Source organism: Desulfobacter hydrogenophilus (assembly GCF_004319545.1).
Taxonomy (GTDB): domain Bacteria; phylum Desulfobacterota; class Desulfobacteria; order Desulfobacterales; family Desulfobacteraceae; genus Desulfobacter; species Desulfobacter hydrogenophilus.
Window position 1 is genome coordinate 779,305 of record NZ_CP036313.1, and the last position, 18,972, is coordinate 798,276.

An 18,972-nucleotide genomic window follows, 5' to 3' on the forward strand; every position below is an offset into this window, starting at 1 on the left:
TAGTTTTTAATTCTTATATGGTTTGTTTTTTGCATATAAAAATTATGATTTTGCATTCCAAATATGACATAATTTTTCTGAGCAAGAGTATTATAACACAATATATTGTGTGTAAAAATTAACAAAACACTAAAAAAAATAAGCGAATGGGGAGGTTGATATTTCCTGTAGGAACAATTCTTTTAGGAAGGCTGCTCATAAACCGCCGAAATCGAATTAAATCAGAACAATTGCAACAAGAGAGCGAACAAAGGTTCCAACGGGCCATGAACGCGAGCCAGGATGGTGTATATGATTGGGATTTAAAAACCAAAGACATCTACTATTCTCCGGGTTGGAAGCGTATGCTTGGTTATGAACCCGATGAACTTCCAAATGATTTTTCTATTTGGGAGGAATTAACACATCCAGATGATGTAAAAGCGTCTTGGACTATTATAAACGAGGTGATTGAGGGTAAACGTGATCGGTTCGAAATTGAGTCCAGAATGAAGCATAAGAACGGTCATTGGGTTGATATTTTATCCAGATCGAACCTGTATAAAGATGATCTGAATGGCAAAGTCCGTGTCGTTGGGACTCATGTAGATATATCAGAGATTAAAAAGGTTGAAAGAAAATTAAAAGAAAGAGAAGAAGAACATGGGGCAATCCTTAAAACTGCCATGGACGGTTTCTGTATCCTTGATACTGCAGGCCGCTTTCTCGAAGTGAATGAAACCTATTGTGAAATGAGCGGCTATGCAGAAGAAGAACTTCTTCGCATGGATATCAGTTCCGTGGAAGATGTTGAGGAGCCCGCCGACACCGCCGCACACATGCAGAAGGTTCTGGCCGAGGGACAGGACCGGTTTGAAAGCCGCCACCGTCGGAAGGACGGGACAGTCTTCGATGTGGAGGTAAGCGTTCAGAATCGACCGTTGGACGAACCGCAATGCGTGGTCTTCATTCGTGACATCACCGCTCACCGCAAGGCCGAACAGGATTACCAGACCCTCTTCCGCGAAATGCTGGACGGCTTTGCCCTGCACGAAATTATCCTCGATGCGGCCGGAACGCCGGTGGATTATCGTTTCCTGGCCGTCAATCCTGCATTCGAACGTATGACCAGTCTGAAGGCTGTGGACATCGTGGGGCGCACCGTCATAGAGGCCCTGCCCAGCACTGAGCGTCACTGGATTAAAACATACGGTAAGGTGGCACTCACCGGCGAACCAGCACACTTCGAGAGCCATAGCGCTGAGGTTGGAAAGTATTTTGAAGTCACCTCCTTTCGTCCTGTCCCGGGACAGTTTGCCTGCATTTTTCAGGACATCACCGAGCGCAAAAAGGCCGAAGCCGAGCGGGAAAAACTTCAGACCCAACTCACACAGGCCCAGAAAATGGAATCCATCGGCAATCTTGCCGGTGGTATTGCTCATGATTTCAACAATATTCTATTCCCGATTGTTGGAATGTCTGAACTACTTCTCGAAGATCTACCACCAGGCAGCGGTGAGAGGGAGAATGTTAAAGAAATTTTTAAGGCAGGTAAAAGAGGCAGCGACCTTGTAAAACAGATTCTCGCCTTCAGTCGTGAATCTGAACATAAAATGATGCCAACCCGAATTCAAAATATTTTGAAGGAAGTAATAAAACTATCCCGATCTACTATTCCAACCTACATTGAAATAGAACAAGACATTCAACAAAACTGTGGCATGGTCATGGCAGACCCATCCCAAATTCATCAAATCGGTATGAATATTATTACCAATGCCTATCATGCAGTAGAAGACACTGGTGGAAAAATTTTTATTAAGTTGAATCAAACCGTATTGGATACCAATAAACTGCTTCAAACCGATCTGAAACAAGGTGATTACGCGGTTTTATCAATTTCAGATACCGGCCATGGAATGTCAAAGGAACTTAGCGGAAAAATTTTTGACCCATATTTTACGACAAAAAAGCAGGACAAAGGAACTGGATTAGGTTTGGCTGTGGTTTATGGCATTGTCAAAGCGCATGGGGGAGACATAAAGGTCCACAGTGAAATTGGCAAAGGATCGACCTTCGACATATATTTCCCGGTGATGGAAAAAACGGATAGAACTGAGTCATTCATAGAAGTTGAAGCGTATCATGGAGGGAATGAACGGATTTTGCTGGTTGACGATGAGGAGTCAATTGCAAAGCTTGAAAAACGGATGCTTGAACGAATGGGTTATAAAGTCACCTCACGCTTGCACAGCGGTGAAGCCCTGGAAAAATTCAAATCCAGTCCATCCTTATTTGATTTAGTTATCACTGATATGAGCATGCCAAACATTCCAGGAGATGAATTAGCACGAAAAATTAAATCTATAAGATCTGACGTTCCAATCATTATTTGCACAGGATTCAGCGAAAGAATCCATGAAAATAATTTTGAGCAAATGGGTATAGATGGTTTGTTGATGAAGCCAGTCGTGAAATCGGAACTTGCTAAAACTGTTCGAAAAGTGCTGGAGAAAGCCCAAGGAAAAATTTAATTTTCAGTATAACGGCCATGGCCGCCCCCGGACTATGCCTATGTTGGCGTTGAAAATTATTGTCTAGTGCACAATGTCCGGTGATAGATGGACTCCAGCAGCTCCGGCGTTACGGGCTTGTTGCCTGCGGCAGCCGCAGCCCGGACCTGGGGCAGTAACCTTTGGGCGGCATCTGCATCAATATTGGCAGACTTCCAGGTACACCATACATAATTCGACGCCAAGGCCCTGAATAAAGCCTTACCTGCAAATTATCAGTGACCTAGTGGGTCAGTTGATAAAAAGGAAACTGCTCCCCTATGATGCCCCGGCTTTCATCGGGGCGGCTGGTTCTATATTCAAGGTTCTATCCATTCATCGTCATGTTCAAATTTTACAGCCACGAGATCGCTGGAAGAATCGCTACTCTCACCCTCTGTGATGCAGATGCTACCAAATCCGTAACCAGCGTATTCTGTAGCTTCTTTTTCTGCTTCACCCAAGGTTTTTGCGTTTGAAATAAAGGATATGCCTGTTTTATAAATGATTTTATAAGTCATTTTTCTCTTCTTTATATTTTTAGGGTGCTTTCTTATCAACCTTTTAAGTGTGTTATATGTACTTAAAAGCTTGGAAATCCGGGGACATCCACCTTACCTACTTTTCTTTCGACCAGGCTTTTTCGGCCTCAGCCGCCTGTCTAAAATAGTCTCCAATTGTTTTACAAAAATCGTTTTTCCCAACGGGCGGCCGGTCCGTTCATACTTTCTAAACAATTCGATTTCAGATGTATGAATATCAGAAGATAAAAAATTTCTCCAGGATGTATTGACAATTTCAAGCAGGGGGCTTGTTTTGACAAGAATATCATCCTTTTCATCCATATGTGCCCCGGCGCTGATCCATTTTCAATCCTCAGGACGTTTTGCAAGACCGGCACGGACCGGCTTGTACTCAATATACTGGGTACACGCCAATAAATACTTTTTTCCCATGATAAATGACGCAAACCGCCCTTGCCATAGATGACCGCGCCAACCTTCCCTGAAATTGATCATTCTCGTATATCGCCTGTGTGCTTCCCCAATGGCCAGATTTAATCCATCCTTGGTTTCCGGAACGGCAATCAGATGGATGTGATTGGGCATCAGGCAATAAGCCCATATTGCGACGTTATATTTCAGGCACCATTCCAACATCAAAGCCAGATAGGCTTCGAAGTCCTGATCGCTGAAAAATGTCTGCTGCCGTCTATTCCCCTTTGTGTAATGTGATAAGGGAAACCCGGAGCCACAGTTCTTGCTATCCGTGCCATGGTAAGAATTTAAACAGATGCTTTAATTTCTGGATTAAAAAAGACAAGGCGCATCTGCAGCCTATTCAGAAAGAGGCTCAGACCATTGTCAGTGCGGCATTTCAAGTGGCAGGTGTTTAAAAAGGAGTTAAGACCAATACAAAAATAGGGGTCTGTCCCCGATTTTTTTTAAAACAGGCTCTATACCTTGAAAATCCTCATGACCCAGATAAAAAAGAAAGGAGCAAAGAACAATACAAAGACTGTGGTTGCCGTAATACCGCCCAGCACACCGATGCCGATGGCATTTTGCGCTCCCGAACCCGGGCCGGCAGCAAAGGCCAGGGGCATGACACCCAGAATAAAGGTCAGGGACGTCATCAGGATCGGCCGCAATCTTTGCTTGGTGGCGGTTATCGCAGCATCATGGGCCGACATGCCCTCTTCAAAATTTGTTTTTGCAAATTCAATGATCAAAATCGCATTTTTGGCCGCCAGGGCAATTGTCATCAGCAGGCCGACCTGGAAATATACATCATTCGCCTGATCGGCGGCCCAGGTGGACAGCGTGGCACCGAATATGCCAAGGGGCACGGTCAGCATAATCGCCACAGGGATGGCCCAGCTTTCATAAAGAGCGGCCAATGCCAGCAATACAGCAATAATTGAGATGACATAAACCAGCCAGGCCTGCCCCCCGGCTTCTTTTTCTTCATAGGATAATCCCGTCCATTCCACCCCCACGCCGCCTGGCAAAGACCGGGCCAGGCGGGAAATTTCGCTCAGCGCTTCTCCGGAGCTAATACCTTCAGCGGCCTCGCCCTGGATTTCCAAAGAGGAGGTTCCGTTAAACCGAGTTAATTTTGGCGCACCGTAGGTCCATTCACCGGAGCCAAACTCGGCCAGCGGTACCATACCCCCCGTGGTATTGCGAACATACCACCGGTTGATGTCTTCAGGCTGCATGCGGTATGGCGCATCCGCCTGCACATAAACGCGCTTGATCCGCCCGTCCAGTAAAAAATCATTCACGTATGTTCCACCCAGTGCCGTAGTCAGAGTCTGATTAATTGTCGTAATCGAAACCCCCATGGCACGGGCTTTGGACGCGTCAATATCAATGTCGTATTGCGGACCGGGGGCCAGTCCGTTGAAACGTACGCTGGTCAAAAGTTCATTCTGGTTGGCCTGACCCAGGAACTGCTTCATGGCGCTGTTTAAGGCATCCTGTCCCTCGCCGCTCCGGTCGACAAGCTGAAATTCGAAACCACTGGCATTGCCCAGCGCGGATACGGGCGGCGGAACAATTGGAATGATCATGGCATCCTGGACGGACGATAATTCCCGCCCTGCCATCTCACTGATTTTAAACACACCCAGGTCCTGGCTGCGCTCATCCCAGGGTTTCATTTTGATAAACGCAATCCCCACATTCTGACTCCTCCCGGAAAAGCTGAAACCGGCGGCAGTAAAAAGCCCGTCCACCTCGCCTCCGACGGTATCCAGGTAAAAATCTTCCACCTGCTTATTCTTTTCTATTGTCTGCCCAAGAGTTGAACTGACCGGACCGTTAACCAGTGCCATCATTCTGCCCTGGTCTTCCTGCGGCAGAAATGACGTCGGAATTTTAAAAAAGAGAGCAATGGTCACCGCGATCAGAACAAAGAACACGAACGGTAAAATGATGCGGCTTGCCAGTAAATTTTTCAGCACCGTTTCATGACCGCCGCGCATTTTGCTGAATCCGCGGTTAAAAAGGCCGAACAATCCTGTCTTTTTCTCCTCTTTTCCCTGTTTTAGAACAATGGCACATAAAGCGGGTGATAAACTTAAAGCGATAAACAAGGATATCCCCATGGCAACGGATATGGTGACTGCAAACTGACGGTAAATGACACCGGTGGCCCCTTTAAAAAAAGTAATCGGTATAAAAACAGCCCAGATCACGACAGTTGTACCGACCAGCGCACCGGAGATTTCCTTCATTGCTTTAAAGGCGGCCTTCTCAGGCGACAGGTCAGGATTCTTTTCCAGCTTGTTTTCAACATTTTCGGTTACAACAATGGCATCATCGACCAGCATACCGATGGCCAGCACCAGCGCAAAAAGTGTCAGGACATTGATAGAATAGCCCAGGACAAACAGGGCCGCAAATGTGCCCAATATAACAACGGGAATCGCCACGGACGGAATGAATGTCGCCCGCAAGGTCTGTAAAAAGACAAAAATAACCAGAACAACCAGAACGATGGCCATAACCAGTGTTTTTACGACTTCATAAATCGAGGCCTTGACAAAGGGTGAGATATCAATCGGATAGACAATCTCCAGCGCGTCAGGGATGATATCCTCAAACTCCTTGACCCTGTCCTTGACGGCCTGAACAGTTGCCAGGGCATTGGCCCCCGGAGCCAGTTCTATCGCAATACCTGAGGCAGGGCGGCGATTGTAGCGGCCAATAATATTATAGCTTTCCGCGCCGATTTCTATACGGGCGACATCACCCAGTGTCAGCTGCGAACCGTCCTGATTTACGGTTAATAAGATCGCCTCAAAGTCTTCCACGGTTTCAAGCAGGGATTGCGCAGTGATCGTTGCATTAAGCTGTTGCCCCTCTACACTTGGCGTGCCCCCGATCTCACCGGTGGCCAATTGAACATTCTGCTCCTGCACCGCCGCGACAACATCCTGTGTCGTGATATTGTAATTGTTCATGGATTGCGGGTTGAGCCATATCCGCATCGCATACTCCGGCCCGAATGTCTGAATCTGCCCGACCCCGTCCACACGGCTGAGCGGTTCCTCAAGATTGGATGCCAGGAAATCTGAAATATCATTCCGCCCGTACGAGTCATCTTTTGAATAAAAAGCAACGATCAGGGCATAACTGCTGCCCGCCTTTCGTACCGAAAGACCGAGCCTCTGAACCGCTTGAGGCAGGGCGGATTGGGCTTGTGAAACTTGATTTTGTGTTTGAACCTGTGCAATATCGGGATCAGTTCCCGTTTCAAAGGTCAATGTTATGCTGGCCTGGCCCGAGGACGAGCTTTCCGATTGAATATAACGCAAATTATCAATCCCGGTCAGGTTCTGCTCAATAACCTGCGTAACCGTATTTTCCAATGTTTGTGCGGAGGCACCGGGATAGGTGGCGCTGATCGAGACTTTAGGCGCCGCAATTGACGGATATTGTTCAACAGGTAAAGACGTGATCGACAGGATCCCCGCCCCTATGATGGCAAGCGCAATCACCCATGCAAATATCGGCCGTTTAATGAAAAAGTTCGCAATCACTCAGCTTAGCTTTCTTCCTGCAAGGATAATTGTTTTTGCGGTTCTGTTCGAGGCGGTTGTTTCAATGGCTGCTCCGGCGGCGACGTCCTTTTATCCATCGAACCGGGAGATAGCGCTTGCCCCCCTTGCAACTGATGGATGTCGAGTTCCCGAGGCTCGAGTTTCATACCGTCCTTTAACATCATGGCGCCCTCGACAATCACTTTATCGCCTGATTCAAGACCATTTAGAATAACCCAGTTATTTTTATATGACGACCCTGTTCTGACCTGGCGCTTTGATGCCGTATTATCGAATCCGACAACCCAAACAACTTTTGTACCGTCCGGCTGGATAGAAACGCTTTTTTGCGGAATAATGATTGATTGTGGTGCGTCGGTCCGCTCAATCGTGGCCCTGACAAACATGCCCGGGAGAAGCAGCCCTTCAGGGTTGGCAAGGACGGAACGCAGCTTGATAGTCCCTGTGTTTTCATCAACGGCCAGATCGGTCGCTTCCAAATTGCCTTTCTGCGGATATATTTCGCCGGTAGTTTCCAGAAACAACGTCACTTCAAATTTTTCGGATATGTCGGCGTTTATACGGCTTGTCATCAAGCATTCCTGCAATTGCTGGGTCTGGGCCGCTGACTGGGATAAATCAACATAGACCGGGTCAAGTTGCCTGACAGTTGCCAGGGCCATTTCCTGCTGTGCCGTCGCCAAAGCCCCACGGGTTACGGCAGACGGACCAATATATCCACTAATCGGCGAATAGACTTTTGTATAATCCAGATTAATTTTTGCCGTTTTGACTTCCGCTTCGGCCAGAGACACGGCTGCTCGTGCCTGCTTAACCCTGGCCGTGGCATTATCGAATTCCTGCTGGCTGACCGCATGTGCCTGAATCAAGTGCTGATAGCGCTTCTGAAGGACCTGCGCATTTTCCAGTTCCGCGAGTGCGTTGTGAAGATTGGCCTTTGCACGCTGATAATCAGCCTCATAACGCGCCGGGTCGATTTGGTAAAGCTGCTGGCCTTTTTCAACAAAGCTTCCCTCCTGAAACAGGCGTTCCTGAATAATGCCACTGACCTGTGGACGAATCTCTGCTGTCATGGATGCTCTTACCCGTCCCGGCAACTCATTTGAAATGGCAATCTGTTGCGGCCGTACCGTTATAATACCAACTTTTTTGGCAGATTGCAGGCGGGGCTTTTGCTGTTCCTCCTGCTGCGCAAGGGCACTACCCTGTTTATTTTGAGACCATTGAGAGCCTTCATCCCCGCATCCACTTAATAAAAACAGACAAAAACCAGCCCCCCAAAAAAAAATTTTCATTTCTATCTTTTTCCATTTCTCTGAACGTCCAGAACATCTTCGATAAGAAACTCTAAAAATAGGGGACAGACCCCTCTTTTCATAACAACTTTATTTCCCGGCGACATCAGTATAGTTCATTGTTACGGAGTTTAACCTTCTGTTAAAAGAATTGTTGAACAAAGCCGCTCTCGCTGCAGAAACATTCAAAGTTGGGGATACTCTCAATTGTGGGATCAAAAGGAAGACCCCCAATATCAATAATTTGTACAAGGAGTACACCATGAACCCATCCAAAGTAAACCGTTTTAACGAACGCTATGCACGTCATTTAAAAACTCTTAAACTCGATGATCAAGTTAAACATTGATCAGCAATCAACATTTAGAAATCCTTGAAATAATCATCCTCGTCAAAAGGGCTGACTTAATCAGGCCTGATTTCCTTGGTTTGATATAAAAATTATATTTTGAATCAAAACCATAAAAAATGTAATTTGGTGAGGGTCTTTTTTTAAGTACACCATTAACATAAAAAATCCCACCATTTTTAAATGATACGATATTACATTGCGAATGGTGTAGTGCCATACAAAAGAAGATAACCATATGATATTATAAGCTTAATGTTTTTCGCTCAAAAAGATGGGTTAATGGTAGTTATCGTTTTTTGCCCAAATTCATCGACCGCAACCTAATGGTATGGAGATAGGGTTTGAACTGCTGTCTGAAAATCAAAATGATTAAGGATACACCTGTGTTGAGGTGAACCTTTATAGCAGACAGCGGACTATATCTGCATGCAGGATCATGCCCGGACAGCTGCCAAAGGCATATTTGGAAAACTTAAGGAAATCGCACCTATTGTCCGGTACACAAAGTCCTGCGATAGATGGACTCCAGCAGCTCCGGGGTTACGGGCTTGTTTCCTGCGGCAGCCGCAGCCCGGACCTGGGGCAGCAACCGTTGGGCGGCATCTGCATCAATGTTGATATTGCGGTGGGCCAGGGCATATTTTATGGCGGCCGAGCCGGAGTGCACCCCTAAAACCATCTGTCTTGGGTTACTCCTGCCCACCTGTTTGGGATCATATAATTCATAGGATCGTGTATCTTTCAACAGGCCGGCACAGTGGATGCCGGACTCATGGGAAAAAATCCTGGACCCCACAATGGGTTTGGCCGCATGGATCTGCTGTCCTGAAAATCTTGCCACTGTATTGCATAGCCGGGTAAGCCCTGACAGGCGCATATTACTTTTTTTGGCACCAATACCGAACAGGGCCATGGCCGCTTCTTCAAGGCGGGCATTGCCTGCCCGCTCCCCAAGTCCGTTCACCGTGACACTGATGGCCTTGGCGCCGGCATCCACGGCAGACACGGCATTGGCCGTGGCCATGCCAAGATCGTTGTGTCCGTGAAATTCAAGGGCCAGCCCGGGCAGCCGGATTAAAAGGGTTTCCACCATATCCATGAGTGCGGACGGGGTGATCATGCCCACGGTATCGGCAAGCCGCACCCGGTGAACACCTAATCCGATGGCTGCCTGGCAGAACCGTAAAAGAAAATCCATGTCTGTGCGGGTGGCATCCTGGGCGCCCACGGATACCTGGTCAAAATAGTGTCTTGCGAACCGAACGGTGTCATCCAGGGTCTCAAGCACCCAATTCTCATTTTTTTCAAAGGTCTTGAGCAGAATGGATGACGTGGGAAAACTGATATGCACCCCGGGGGTGTTGCAGCCCACGGCCAGTTCAATATCTTTTTTGACCGCCCTGCACCAGCAGGTGAGCATGCTGGACAGGTTCAGCTGGGCAATGGCTTTAATTTCCCGGCATGCAAACTCGCCCATGGCAGGGATGCCCACTTCAATCTCGTCAACCCCGCATTCGGCAAGCTGACGTGCAATGGTCAGTTTTTCCAGGGGCCTGAAAAAGACACCCGGGGCCTGTTCCCCGTCCCGAAGGGTGGTGTCTACCATCCAGACCCGCACATCATGGGTTTTCATTACAGTACGTAGTCCTCTGCAATCTCGCCGTCTTCCATGGCATCTAAAATAGCGTCAATGGCCTCTTCGTTCTCCACGTGCCCATACCAGATATTATCCGGATAAATTACCATGACAGGGCCGTCATCACACTGTTTCAGACAGCAGGTGGAAGAGATCAGTACCTCTTCAAGGCCCCTGTCAATCACTTCATTTTCAATATAGGCCATGAAATCCCCGGACCCTTTTCTGTGGCATTTGCCTTTGGGTTCTCCACTGGGACGAAAACTTGAGCATACGAGGATGTGTTTTGCAGGTTTATTCATTTTTTTATCCTTCAAAATTTTATTCTGTTAATTAGTGTCGCTTAAATGGGGTTTGGATCAAACATAAGCTACATACAACCGGTGCCGGTTCCCCGGCACTCCCCGCAGGAAGTCTGTGCCCGGACAACCAAATGCTTTAACGACTCCCCTTTTTTCAAAGCCATGAGGACAAGATCAATCATGCCGTTGACCTCATGGATGGTAAATCCCATGGTGCCCAGAATTTTTTTAGGGGTTTCCCCGACGCCGGACACAAGAATGGTGTGGCAATCTTTAATGGTCCGGGCCAGATTCTGCCATCTGAGATCCCCGCCGCCGGTTTTAGGCAAGTTCCTTGTTTCCACAAGTGTCGGGGTTTCCTGATTTAAGTCATAGACGTGTAACTGTGTGGCCTCACCCAGGTGCTGATTAATCAACGCACCTTCCCGGGTGGCCAGGGCCACATAGGGCCGTGGGACGAAAGAGTTGAACGCATAGACATCTTCCTCAACGGGCGCTTCGTGGCAATACTTGGGTGCACTGGATAAAGGGATGGGTGCCGTGGCGTGGTAGGTCAGTCGATCCATGAGTTTCTGATTCAGGGGATCGTCCAGCAGGCCCACGGCATCGGCCCGGCAGCGTTTGCAATGGGTCATCTGGGGGACAAAGACCTTGGCTGCTTTTCTAATTGTATTGACCAGATCTTTACCCGGTTCTTCCATGTCCTCAAAATTTGCGCCCTTGGTGGGAAAATAAGGCATGCAGTTGAAGATATCCACACCCATTTCACCCATTTTTTCTGCCACGTCTACCATATGGTCTTCATTGATGCCGGGCAAAAGAATGGAGTTGACCTTAACCATAATATTGCGTTCTTTAAGGCCTTTGACGGCGGCAAGCTGGCGTTCTAAAAGCAGTTCTGCGCCCTGGGCCGGGCCCACGGACCGTTTGCCGTCCCTGACCCATGAATAAATCTTGGCGCCGATGTCTGGGTCCACCGCATTAATGGTGATGCTTACATGGGTGGTATTGATGGCTTTGAGTTCATCCAGATAAGGATGGATGTTCATGCCGTTGGTGGCCACGCACAAGAGCATTTCCGGATAAGTGGCACGCACCCGGGTCAAGGTTTCCATGGTTTTGTCGCCGTTGGCAAAGGGATCACCCGGGCCTGCAATGCCCACCACAGAGGTGTTGGGTTTGGCCTCAACCACATCTGCCAGGTAGGCCATGGCCTGGTCCGGGCTCAAAATGGAGGAGGTCACCCCGGGGCGGCTTTCATTGACACAGTCAAACTTTCTGTTGCAGAAATTGCACTGGATATTACAGGCCGGTGCAACCGGGAGGTGGACACGACCGAAATCCTTGCAGGATTTTTTATTAAAACAGGGGTGGTTATCTATGTTCATTTTAATTTTCCTTACACTCAATGATCGAGTTACATATATGAGTATCCGATTCTGGATTCGGTCTGTTTTGCCGTAAGAATTGTATTGACGATATTGTCAAACAATTGCTGGGCCCCTTTGTAGCCAACGTGCAGGATGCGCGGGCCGCCCACCCGGTCGTGGATGGGAAACCCCACCCTTACCAATGGAATTTTCAGCCGTCTTGCCATGGCATATCCCTTGGAGTTGCCGATGATAATTTCAGGCCGCAGGTCTTCGGGCATGGCTGCGGCAGTTTCTTCCATGCAGGTAAAATCCATGTCATTCTGGATGACAACCTGGTCAATGAGGGTTTCGGGCAGGGTATCTTCAAGGGCTTTTTTAAATGTTTTGCTTTTGCCGCCGGATGCGCAGAGCACGGGTATAATACCCACTTCGGCAAGAAAGCCGGCCATGGACACGACAAAATCCTCTTCGCCGTAAATCAGGGCCCGTTTTTTCGCTACATATTTATTGCCGTCCACATAGGCATCCACCAGCCGCCATTTCTCTTTTCTATACTTTTCAGGCACGGGCCTGCCCGAAATCTGGGACAGGGTATCCAGAAAACGATCCGTGGCTTTTACCCCGATAGGGATGGGAAGGCGTGTGCAGGGAACACCAAAGCGTTTGCTTAAAATGTCTCCCGCGGTTTTCTGGCCCATTTCTGCAGTCAGCGCCAGCACGGCACCAAACTCCAGGGTGTGGACGGCCACATTCATCTTTTCAATGGCCGAAATGGACGTGCCACCTTTCTGGATGGCCTGATATTCCTCCCATGACGGTCCTTCCAGCCGTTCGGAATAATCGGGCAGAATGGTGACAGGGGTATGAAAATCCTCAAAAATATCTTTTAAATGCCGCAGATCTTCGTTGGAAAGCATGCCGGGAAACAGATTGATTTTTTTCTTTTTCTTGGGCCGGTAAACGATTCTCTTGCCCACCGGGTTGAAGCGGTCCACAACAGCGGCCACGGCACCGTGAAATCCGTCCACATGGGTGCCGCTGTAAGCCGGTGTGGAAACATGGACCAGGGCCGTACCGTTTATATGATTGTCCATGCTGTTTAAAATTAACTGGACATCATCACCAATGGTTTCGGACAGGCAGGTGGTGGCGATCCCGATCATGGACGGAGCATACTGGCGTGCCACGTTTTCAATGGCCAGTTTCAGGTTGGCCCCGCCGCCGAATACGGCGGTTTCCTCGGTGAAGTTGGATGAGGCAATATCCACCGGCTCCTTGAAATGGGAGATCAGGTAGCGCCGCATATAGGTGGAGCACCCCTGGGAGCCGTGAAGCAGGGGCACACAGCCCTCAATTCCCTGGAACACCAGGGTGGCCCCCAGGGGTGTGCACATTTTGCATGCATTCTGGGTCGCGGTGTATGATGGTGTATCTTTATGTTTTTTCAGGGTCATATCGCACCTTCCTTTCCGGCCGGTTTCTGCCGCCTGGGTACAAGATCCCATACCGGGCTTGTAACGGTTCCATGTACTTCTTTTGCAAAATTGACCATGCCTTCAAATCCCACCAACGGAATTTTGCGTTCATGGTTATGGTCGCAGAACCCGATGCCCATCTTATAGGCAATGGGGCGTTCCTTAACCCCGCCGATGAACAGGTCTGCGTCCTTTTCAACGGAATACTTGGCCAGCTCCAGCGGGTTTGAGTCGTCTAAAATCACGGTGCCTTCGTTACACATCTGCCTGAGCACTTCATAATCTTCCTGGGTACCGGTCTGGGATCCGGCCAGGACCACTTCCATGCCAAGGGTTTTTAATGCCTTGATCATGGAAAATGCCTTGAACGCGCCGCCTACGTAGATGGCGGCTTTTTTACCTTCAAGGTCTTTTTTCATGGTTTCCAGGCGGGGGACAATGGCCTGGACTTCCTTTCTGATCATGTCCTGGGTTTTTTTAAGAATTTCGGGGTTTTTGTCAAAAAACACGGCCACCTGGTACAGGGCATCCGAGGTATCTTCAATGCCGAAATAGGAAACCCGTATATAAGGGATGCCGTAGTCTTTCTCCATCTGCTTTGCCAGGTGGATAACCGACCCTGAACACTGGACCACGTTCAGGGCGGCATTGCGTGCCTGCTGGACCTCTTCCACCCGGCCGTCACCTGTAATGACAGAGACCACCTTGACCCCCATGGATTCATAATATTTTTTTATGATCCATGTCTCTCCGCCAATATTAAATTCACCCAGAATATTGATGGAATCCGGAAGGGTAACCCGGGGGGCCTTATTTCTTTCGATCAGACTGAACAAGGCGTCGCAGGCGGCCTTGTACCCGTCTTTTTTGGTGCCTTTAAATCCTTCGGAGTGGACAGCGATGACAGGGATACCGGTCTGATCTTCCACCTGGCGGCAGATCGCGTCCACGTCATCACCAATAATGCCCACAATGCACGTACAATAGATAAAGGCGGCTTTGGGCGAATATTTTTCAATCAGCTCCAGCAATGCCTTTTTCAGCTTTTTTTCTCCGCCATAGATAATATCGGTCTCTGACAGGTCCGTTGAAAAACTCATCCGGTGAAGCTCCGGGCCCGAAGACTGGGCCCCTCTGATATCCCAGGTATAGGAGGCACACCCGATGGGGCCGTGAATCAGATGCAAGGCATCGGCGATGGGATAAAGCACCACCCTTGAGCCGCAGAATACACAGGCCCGCTGACTGACTGCGCCGGCCAGACTCTTGGTTTCACATTCCATCTTAAAGGGCTGGTTACCCTTCTGGTAGATCTGGTTTTCCCGCTGTTTGAGTACCGATATGGAGGTCATTTTATTTATCCTTTACTTACTGCTGTCATTTACTCTACCAGTTCAAAACGTTCTTCCGGTGCATCCCGGTCCGTGCGGTCCATCAGGGCACCCAAAATCTTTTCCAGGAAATGCAACCCGCCTTTGTATCCCACGGTGGGAAAGTAGGAGTGACCGACCCGGTCCAGAATGGGGAATCCGTGGCGTACAAACGGAATGTCCTCGTCCCGGGCAATGTACTTGCCGTAGGTATTGCAGATGAGCAGGTCCACAGGTTCGTTTTTGATCAACTGATGCAGGTGGAACAGGTCGCTTGGACTCTTGACGTTGATCTCGTCTCCGAACCGGGCCGTAACTTCCTTGATCCGCTTGGTAAAGGCCTTGCCCGGGGTGCCGGTAACGATGTGAACCGGTTTCATGCCGATGGTCACCAGAAATTCGGTCAGGGCGATGACCTGATCCGGGTCTCCGGCAATGGCCACCTTTTTGCCGTACAGGTGGGGCTGCATGTCTGAGATCACATCTAAAAGCTGGCCGCGTTCCTGGTTAATGGTATCGGGTACCGAGACGCCGGCTGCGGTGCGCAGGGCATCAACAAACCGGTCTGTGGCCAAAAGGCCGATGGGCAGATCCTGCACCTGGCAGGGGACCTTGAACTGAGAGTCAATCGCTCTGACCGGATCTGCCGAGGCCCAGGCGCCCAGCCCGATGGAGCCGATACTGTCGCCGATACTCTTCAATTCTTCGATGGAAACGCCGCCCTTGGGGTACATATTGAATTTGCCGGTCATAGGGCCGTTCAAAATACCCGAGGTGTCCGGGAAGAGGATGGATTCAATGCCCAACATCGCAGCGATCCGCTTCATTTCAGCCATATCCGAAGGCTCCACAAATCCGGGCACAATGTTGACTTTCCCGTTGGATTTGCCGGTCTTTTCAGCAAGCTGGAGGGCCATAGACTTAACCATGTTGGAAAAACCTGTGACATGGGATCCCACATAGGATGGGGTGGATGTATGGACAACATACTTGCCTTCGGGGATTGTGCCGTCTTTATAGGCCTTCTTGACAATCTGGTTCACGTCGTCGCCAATGGTTTCCGACAGACAGGTGGTGTGCACCGCAACCACGTCCGGCTTATACGTGGTGAAGATGGTTAGAAGGGCCTGAAGCAGGTTGGCCTGGCCACCGAATACCGATGCCCCTTCAGTAAAGGAGGAGGTGGCCGCCATAATGGGTTCACGGTAATGACGGGTCAGCGCGGACCTGTGATAGGCGCAGCAGCCCTGGGAACCATGACTGTGAGGCAGGCAGCCATGGATCCCTAAGCCTGCGTACATGGCCCCGATGGGCTGGCAGGTCTTCGCCGGGTTAACAGACAGGACTTTTCTTTCTTTAATCTCTTTGGGTGTATGTCGAAGCAGCATAAGTTTACTCCTGTTGCTTTTTATCTATGTTTTCAGGTATTTTTTATACGAAAGTCTGTGTAACCTACCCAGATCTTTCAACTCTCGTTGTGGGCTGAGTCTGGGTGTTGATAGACCAGGTCAGCCCATGGCTGTTTTATATGAAAGTCTGGATAAGTTACTCAGATCTTTCAACCTTTGTTGTGGGCTGTGCCTGGGTATTGATAAACCAGGTCGGCCCATGGCTGTTATATGAAATCCTTGGCCCATGGCCGTTATTCCCCAACGAACGTGGCGGACAATTCGGGGTCCTTCTGCCAGGGGGCTTCCAGGTATTGCCAGATATTGGCATTGAGCATGCGGTCAATTTCTTCAAAAAAGTTTATCGCGCCTTTAAATACCGCGTATGGCCCACCCGTATCATAGGAGTGGAGCTGTTTCATGGGAATACCGTGCTTCTGAACTGCATATTTTTCCTTGATACCGGCACAGAAGATGTCCGGCTTGTACATGGCGATCAGGGTTTCTGTTTCGTGATGGCTGATGTCATCAACGATCAGGGAGCCTTTGGTCATTTCAGGGAGCAGACCCTCATACTCTTTAAACGGATACCCCTTTTCTTCCAGCGCCTGCATCTGTTCCGGGGTCTTTCTGGGGCTGTACAGGTTTTCATCTTTTTCTATGGTCAATTCTTCAATATTTCTGGAATCGGCATCAACCTTGATATCCGGAATGACATGGCGTCCTTCATAATCATCCCTGTGGGCAAATTCGTATCCGGCGGACAGCACCTTCATGCCGATCTCTTTGAACAGTTCCTGGTAGTGGTGGGCCCGGGAACCACCCACAAACATCATGGCGGTTTTGCCCTCACACCGTTTTTTGACATCTTTGATTTTGGCCTCAACGGGAATCATCTCCTCGGCAATCACCTCTTCCACCCGGTCAATGAGTTCCTGGTCTTCAAAATAAGCGGCTATTTTACGCAGGCTGCTGGCGGTTGACGTTGGTCCCGTAAAGCTGATTTTTATCCAGGGAATGCCGTACTTTGTCTCCAGCATGTCTGCGACGTAGTTAATGGATCTGTGGCACATGACCGCATTGAGATCTGCGGTGTGACAGTTGGCAAACTGGTCAACGGTGGAATTGCCTGAAAATGTGGAAACAAGGTCAATGCCACACTTATGCAACAATTCGTCAATGATGAACCCGTCGCCGCCGATGTTGTATTCACCCAGCAAATTAATTTTAAATTTCGCGTCCATGACCGTGTCATTCAAGCCCACAACATGTTTAAAAATGGCGTTGTTGGCAATATGATGGCCAGCGGACTGGCTCACGCCCTTGTAGCCTTCACAGGAAAATCCAAAAATATTGATGCCAAGCTTTTCCTTCATCTCCCTTGCCACGGCATGGACATCATCGCCGATCAGACCCACCGGACAGGTGGAAAAGATGGAGATGGCCTTGGGTTTAAAAATGTCATAGGCCTCCTGAATGGCCGCTTTAAGTTTCTTTTCCCCGCCGAAAACAATGTCTTCGTCCTTCATGTCCGTGGAAAAGCAGTAGGTCATATAATTGTCGGCATCGTCTGATGGGGGACGGGTCTGGTTGCGCCGGGTCAGCCAGGAATAAAATCCGCAGCCGATGGGGCCATGGGTTAAATTGATGATATCCCGGGTCGGACCCATAATAACGCCTTTGCAGCCGGCATAGCAGCATCCGCGCTGGGTGATGATGCCCGGAACGGTCCTGACATTGGCGCCTACCTGGAGGCCCTCTTTATCATCGCTTGAAACCGGGGTGATCTGTTTGCCGCGTTTCCGGGCCACTTTGGGCGGATACTTGGACAGTATTTCTTTTTTTATATCTTCCGGGTTAACGGTATGGGTTCGTTCGCCTGTCATATGTTTATACCCCTATCTTTTCTCTCATGTTATTTTACTTAAAATTCGTCAAGAACGGCATCTCCGCTTTCAGATGTCCTCACGGAGATGGAGTCGTCGGTGGGCATGACCCATATGACCCCGTCTCCTGTTTTTCCGGTTTGGTTGGCGTCTATAATGGTGTCTACGGTTTTTTGAACCAGTTTGTCCGGCACAACCACAAAGATGGCCCGCTTGGGCTGGAGGCCGTCGCTCTGGCCCAGCTGGGCAATGGCCTCTTCATGCCCCTCTTGCGCACCCTTAAGCAGCTCCATGCTCACCAGGGCTTTGCCGCGTCCCAGACACTCCTGGGCGGTCATGGAAGAAACACCCGCGCCAATCAAGGCCTTTTTGGTCGCATTGATCTTGTTCATGCGAACAATAGCCATGATCTCTTTCATGATGCCACCGCCAGGTCTTCATCAAGGTCTATGTCTTTTTTGCCTGAGCTGATGGTATAAGACTCAATGATCGGAGAGATAAAAATCTTGCCGTCGCCAAAGGCGCCTTTCTCACCGGTCTTTGCGGTTTGTAAAATGGTTTTAAGGACAAAATCACGATCTTTTTCATCGATAACCGATAAAAGCATCTCCTTGGGAATTTCGTCATAGGTGATTTCACCGATTTTGATTCCCCGCTGTTTTCCACGTCCGGCCACACTCATCCGGGTGACCGCCGGATATCCTGATTCCATGAGGGCGGCCATGACTGCGTTAACTTTTTCAGGGCGAACGATGGCTTTAATCATTACTTTCATTTAAATATTCCTTATGGTT

Annotated in this window: 15 protein-coding genes; 1 reads left to right on the forward strand and 14 read right to left on the reverse strand. The window is 49.1% G+C overall.

The genetic code is table 11. The features are described 5' to 3' along the window. The first annotated feature begins 155 nt into the window (after positions 1 to 155). Complete coding sequence (locus tag EYB58_RS03425) at positions 156 to 2,513, forward strand: PAS domain-containing hybrid sensor histidine kinase/response regulator (protein ID WP_163354635.1); 2,358 nt, start codon at positions 156 to 158, stop codon at positions 2,511 to 2,513. Positions 2,514 to 2,569: 56 nt separating this feature from the next. Here the strand turns inward: EYB58_RS03425 and EYB58_RS23060 are convergent, their stop codons facing one another. The 14 genes from EYB58_RS23060 to EYB58_RS03490 form a co-directional block, all read right to left on the reverse strand. Then, the gene (locus EYB58_RS23060) at positions 2,570 to 2,737 is read right to left on the reverse strand and encodes a hypothetical protein (protein ID WP_163354631.1); all 168 of its coding nucleotides are present in this window, start codon (positions 2,735 to 2,737) and stop codon (positions 2,570 to 2,572) included. A 114-nt stretch (positions 2,738 to 2,851) separates the two neighbouring features. After that, entirely contained in the window at positions 2,852 to 3,052 is a 201-nt protein-coding gene (locus tag EYB58_RS03430) for a hypothetical protein (RefSeq protein WP_111960284.1), read from the reverse strand. Between the two features lie 348 nt (positions 3,053 to 3,400). Next, positions 3,401 to 3,691, reverse strand: coding sequence for a transposase (locus tag EYB58_RS23810; protein WP_242637638.1), 291 nt, complete (start codon positions 3,689 to 3,691; stop codon positions 3,401 to 3,403). A gap of 296 nt (positions 3,692 to 3,987) precedes the next feature. Beyond that, positions 3,988 to 7,080 carry an efflux RND transporter permease subunit gene (locus EYB58_RS03440; protein ID WP_111960286.1) on the reverse strand — a complete coding sequence of 1,031 codons (3,093 nt, stop codon included), beginning with the start codon at positions 7,078 to 7,080 and terminating at the stop codon, positions 3,988 to 3,990. Between the two features lie 5 nt (positions 7,081 to 7,085). Next, positions 7,086 to 8,396 (reverse strand): efflux RND transporter periplasmic adaptor subunit, encoded by a 1,311-nt coding sequence (locus EYB58_RS03445; RefSeq protein ID WP_111960288.1) that lies wholly within the window; start codon positions 8,394 to 8,396, stop codon positions 7,086 to 7,088. 839 nt (positions 8,397 to 9,235) lie between these two features. Continuing rightward, entirely contained in the window at positions 9,236 to 10,381 is a 1,146-nt protein-coding gene (locus EYB58_RS03450; RefSeq protein ID WP_131071997.1) for a LeuA family protein, read from the reverse strand. Then, positions 10,381 to 10,686 carry a (2Fe-2S) ferredoxin domain-containing protein gene (locus EYB58_RS03455; protein ID WP_111960576.1) on the reverse strand — a complete coding sequence of 102 codons (306 nt, stop codon included), beginning with the start codon at positions 10,684 to 10,686 and terminating at the stop codon, positions 10,381 to 10,383. Before EYB58_RS03455 ends, EYB58_RS03450 begins: the two co-directional genes overlap by 1 nt. A gap of 68 nt (positions 10,687 to 10,754) precedes the next feature. Next, positions 10,755 to 12,074, reverse strand: coding sequence for a nitrogenase cofactor biosynthesis protein NifB (gene nifB, locus EYB58_RS03460; protein WP_111960574.1), 1,320 nt, complete (start codon positions 12,072 to 12,074; stop codon positions 10,755 to 10,757). Between the two features lie 29 nt (positions 12,075 to 12,103). Beyond that, entirely contained in the window at positions 12,104 to 13,513 is a 1,410-nt protein-coding gene (locus tag EYB58_RS03465) for a nitrogenase component 1 (RefSeq protein WP_111960572.1), read from the reverse strand. Continuing rightward, the gene (gene nifE / locus EYB58_RS03470) at positions 13,510 to 14,886 is read right to left on the reverse strand and encodes a nitrogenase iron-molybdenum cofactor biosynthesis protein NifE (protein WP_111960570.1); all 1,377 of its coding nucleotides are present in this window, start codon (positions 14,884 to 14,886) and stop codon (positions 13,510 to 13,512) included. The genes EYB58_RS03465 and nifE overlap by 4 nt, the downstream gene beginning before the upstream one ends. 29 nt (positions 14,887 to 14,915) lie before the next feature. Further along, positions 14,916 to 16,292, reverse strand: a complete 1,377-nt coding sequence (gene nifK / locus EYB58_RS03475) for a nitrogenase molybdenum-iron protein subunit beta (RefSeq protein WP_111960568.1) — start codon at positions 16,290 to 16,292, stop codon at positions 14,916 to 14,918. A gap of 254 nt (positions 16,293 to 16,546) precedes the next feature. Continuing rightward, positions 16,547 to 18,178: a nitrogenase molybdenum-iron protein alpha chain gene (gene nifD / locus EYB58_RS03480; RefSeq protein WP_111960566.1), complete on the reverse strand. Its 1,632-nt coding sequence runs from the start codon at positions 18,176 to 18,178 to the stop codon at positions 16,547 to 16,549. A gap of 38 nt (positions 18,179 to 18,216) precedes the next feature. After that, positions 18,217 to 18,597 carry a P-II family nitrogen regulator gene (locus tag EYB58_RS03485; protein WP_111960564.1) on the reverse strand — a complete coding sequence of 127 codons (381 nt, stop codon included), beginning with the start codon at positions 18,595 to 18,597 and terminating at the stop codon, positions 18,217 to 18,219. After that, positions 18,594 to 18,953: a P-II family nitrogen regulator gene (locus EYB58_RS03490; protein WP_111960562.1), complete on the reverse strand. Its 360-nt coding sequence runs from the start codon at positions 18,951 to 18,953 to the stop codon at positions 18,594 to 18,596. Before EYB58_RS03490 ends, EYB58_RS03485 begins: the two co-directional genes overlap by 4 nt. Between the last annotated feature and the right edge of the window lie 19 nt (positions 18,954 to 18,972).

What these genes read in the sequence shown, in the direction of transcription:
- EYB58_RS03430 (WP_111960284.1), bottom strand. Translation starts at nt 3,052, where the DNA reads ATGACTTATAAAATCATTTATAAAACAGGCATATCCTTTATTTCAAAC.
- EYB58_RS23810 (WP_242637638.1), bottom strand. Translation starts at nt 3,691, where the DNA reads ATGTTGGAATGGTGCCTGAAATATAACGTCGCAATATGGGCTTATTGC.
- EYB58_RS03445 (WP_111960288.1), bottom strand. Translation starts at nt 8,396, where the DNA reads ATGAAAATTTTTTTTTGGGGGGCTGGTTTTTGTCTGTTTTTATTAAGT.
- EYB58_RS03450 (WP_131071997.1), bottom strand. Translation starts at nt 10,381, where the DNA reads ATGAAAACCCATGATGTGCGGGTCTGGATGGTAGACACCACCCTTCGG.
- EYB58_RS03455 (WP_111960576.1), bottom strand. Translation starts at nt 10,686, where the DNA reads ATGAATAAACCTGCAAAACACATCCTCGTATGCTCAAGTTTTCGTCCC.
- nifB (WP_111960574.1), bottom strand. Translation starts at nt 12,074, where the DNA reads ATGAACATAGATAACCACCCCTGTTTTAATAAAAAATCCTGCAAGGAT.
- EYB58_RS03465 (WP_111960572.1), bottom strand. Translation starts at nt 13,513, where the DNA reads ATGACCCTGAAAAAACATAAAGATACACCATCATACACCGCGACCCAG.
- nifE (WP_111960570.1), bottom strand. Translation starts at nt 14,886, where the DNA reads ATGACCTCCATATCGGTACTCAAACAGCGGGAAAACCAGATCTACCAG.
- nifK (WP_111960568.1), bottom strand. Translation starts at nt 16,292, where the DNA reads ATGCTGCTTCGACATACACCCAAAGAGATTAAAGAAAGAAAAGTCCTG.
- nifD (WP_111960566.1), bottom strand. Translation starts at nt 18,178, where the DNA reads ATGACAGGCGAACGAACCCATACCGTTAACCCGGAAGATATAAAAAAA.
- EYB58_RS03485 (WP_111960564.1), bottom strand. Translation starts at nt 18,597, where the DNA reads ATGAAAGAGATCATGGCTATTGTTCGCATGAACAAGATCAATGCGACC.
- EYB58_RS03490 (WP_111960562.1), bottom strand. Translation starts at nt 18,953, where the DNA reads ATGAAAGTAATGATTAAAGCCATCGTTCGCCCTGAAAAAGTTAACGCA.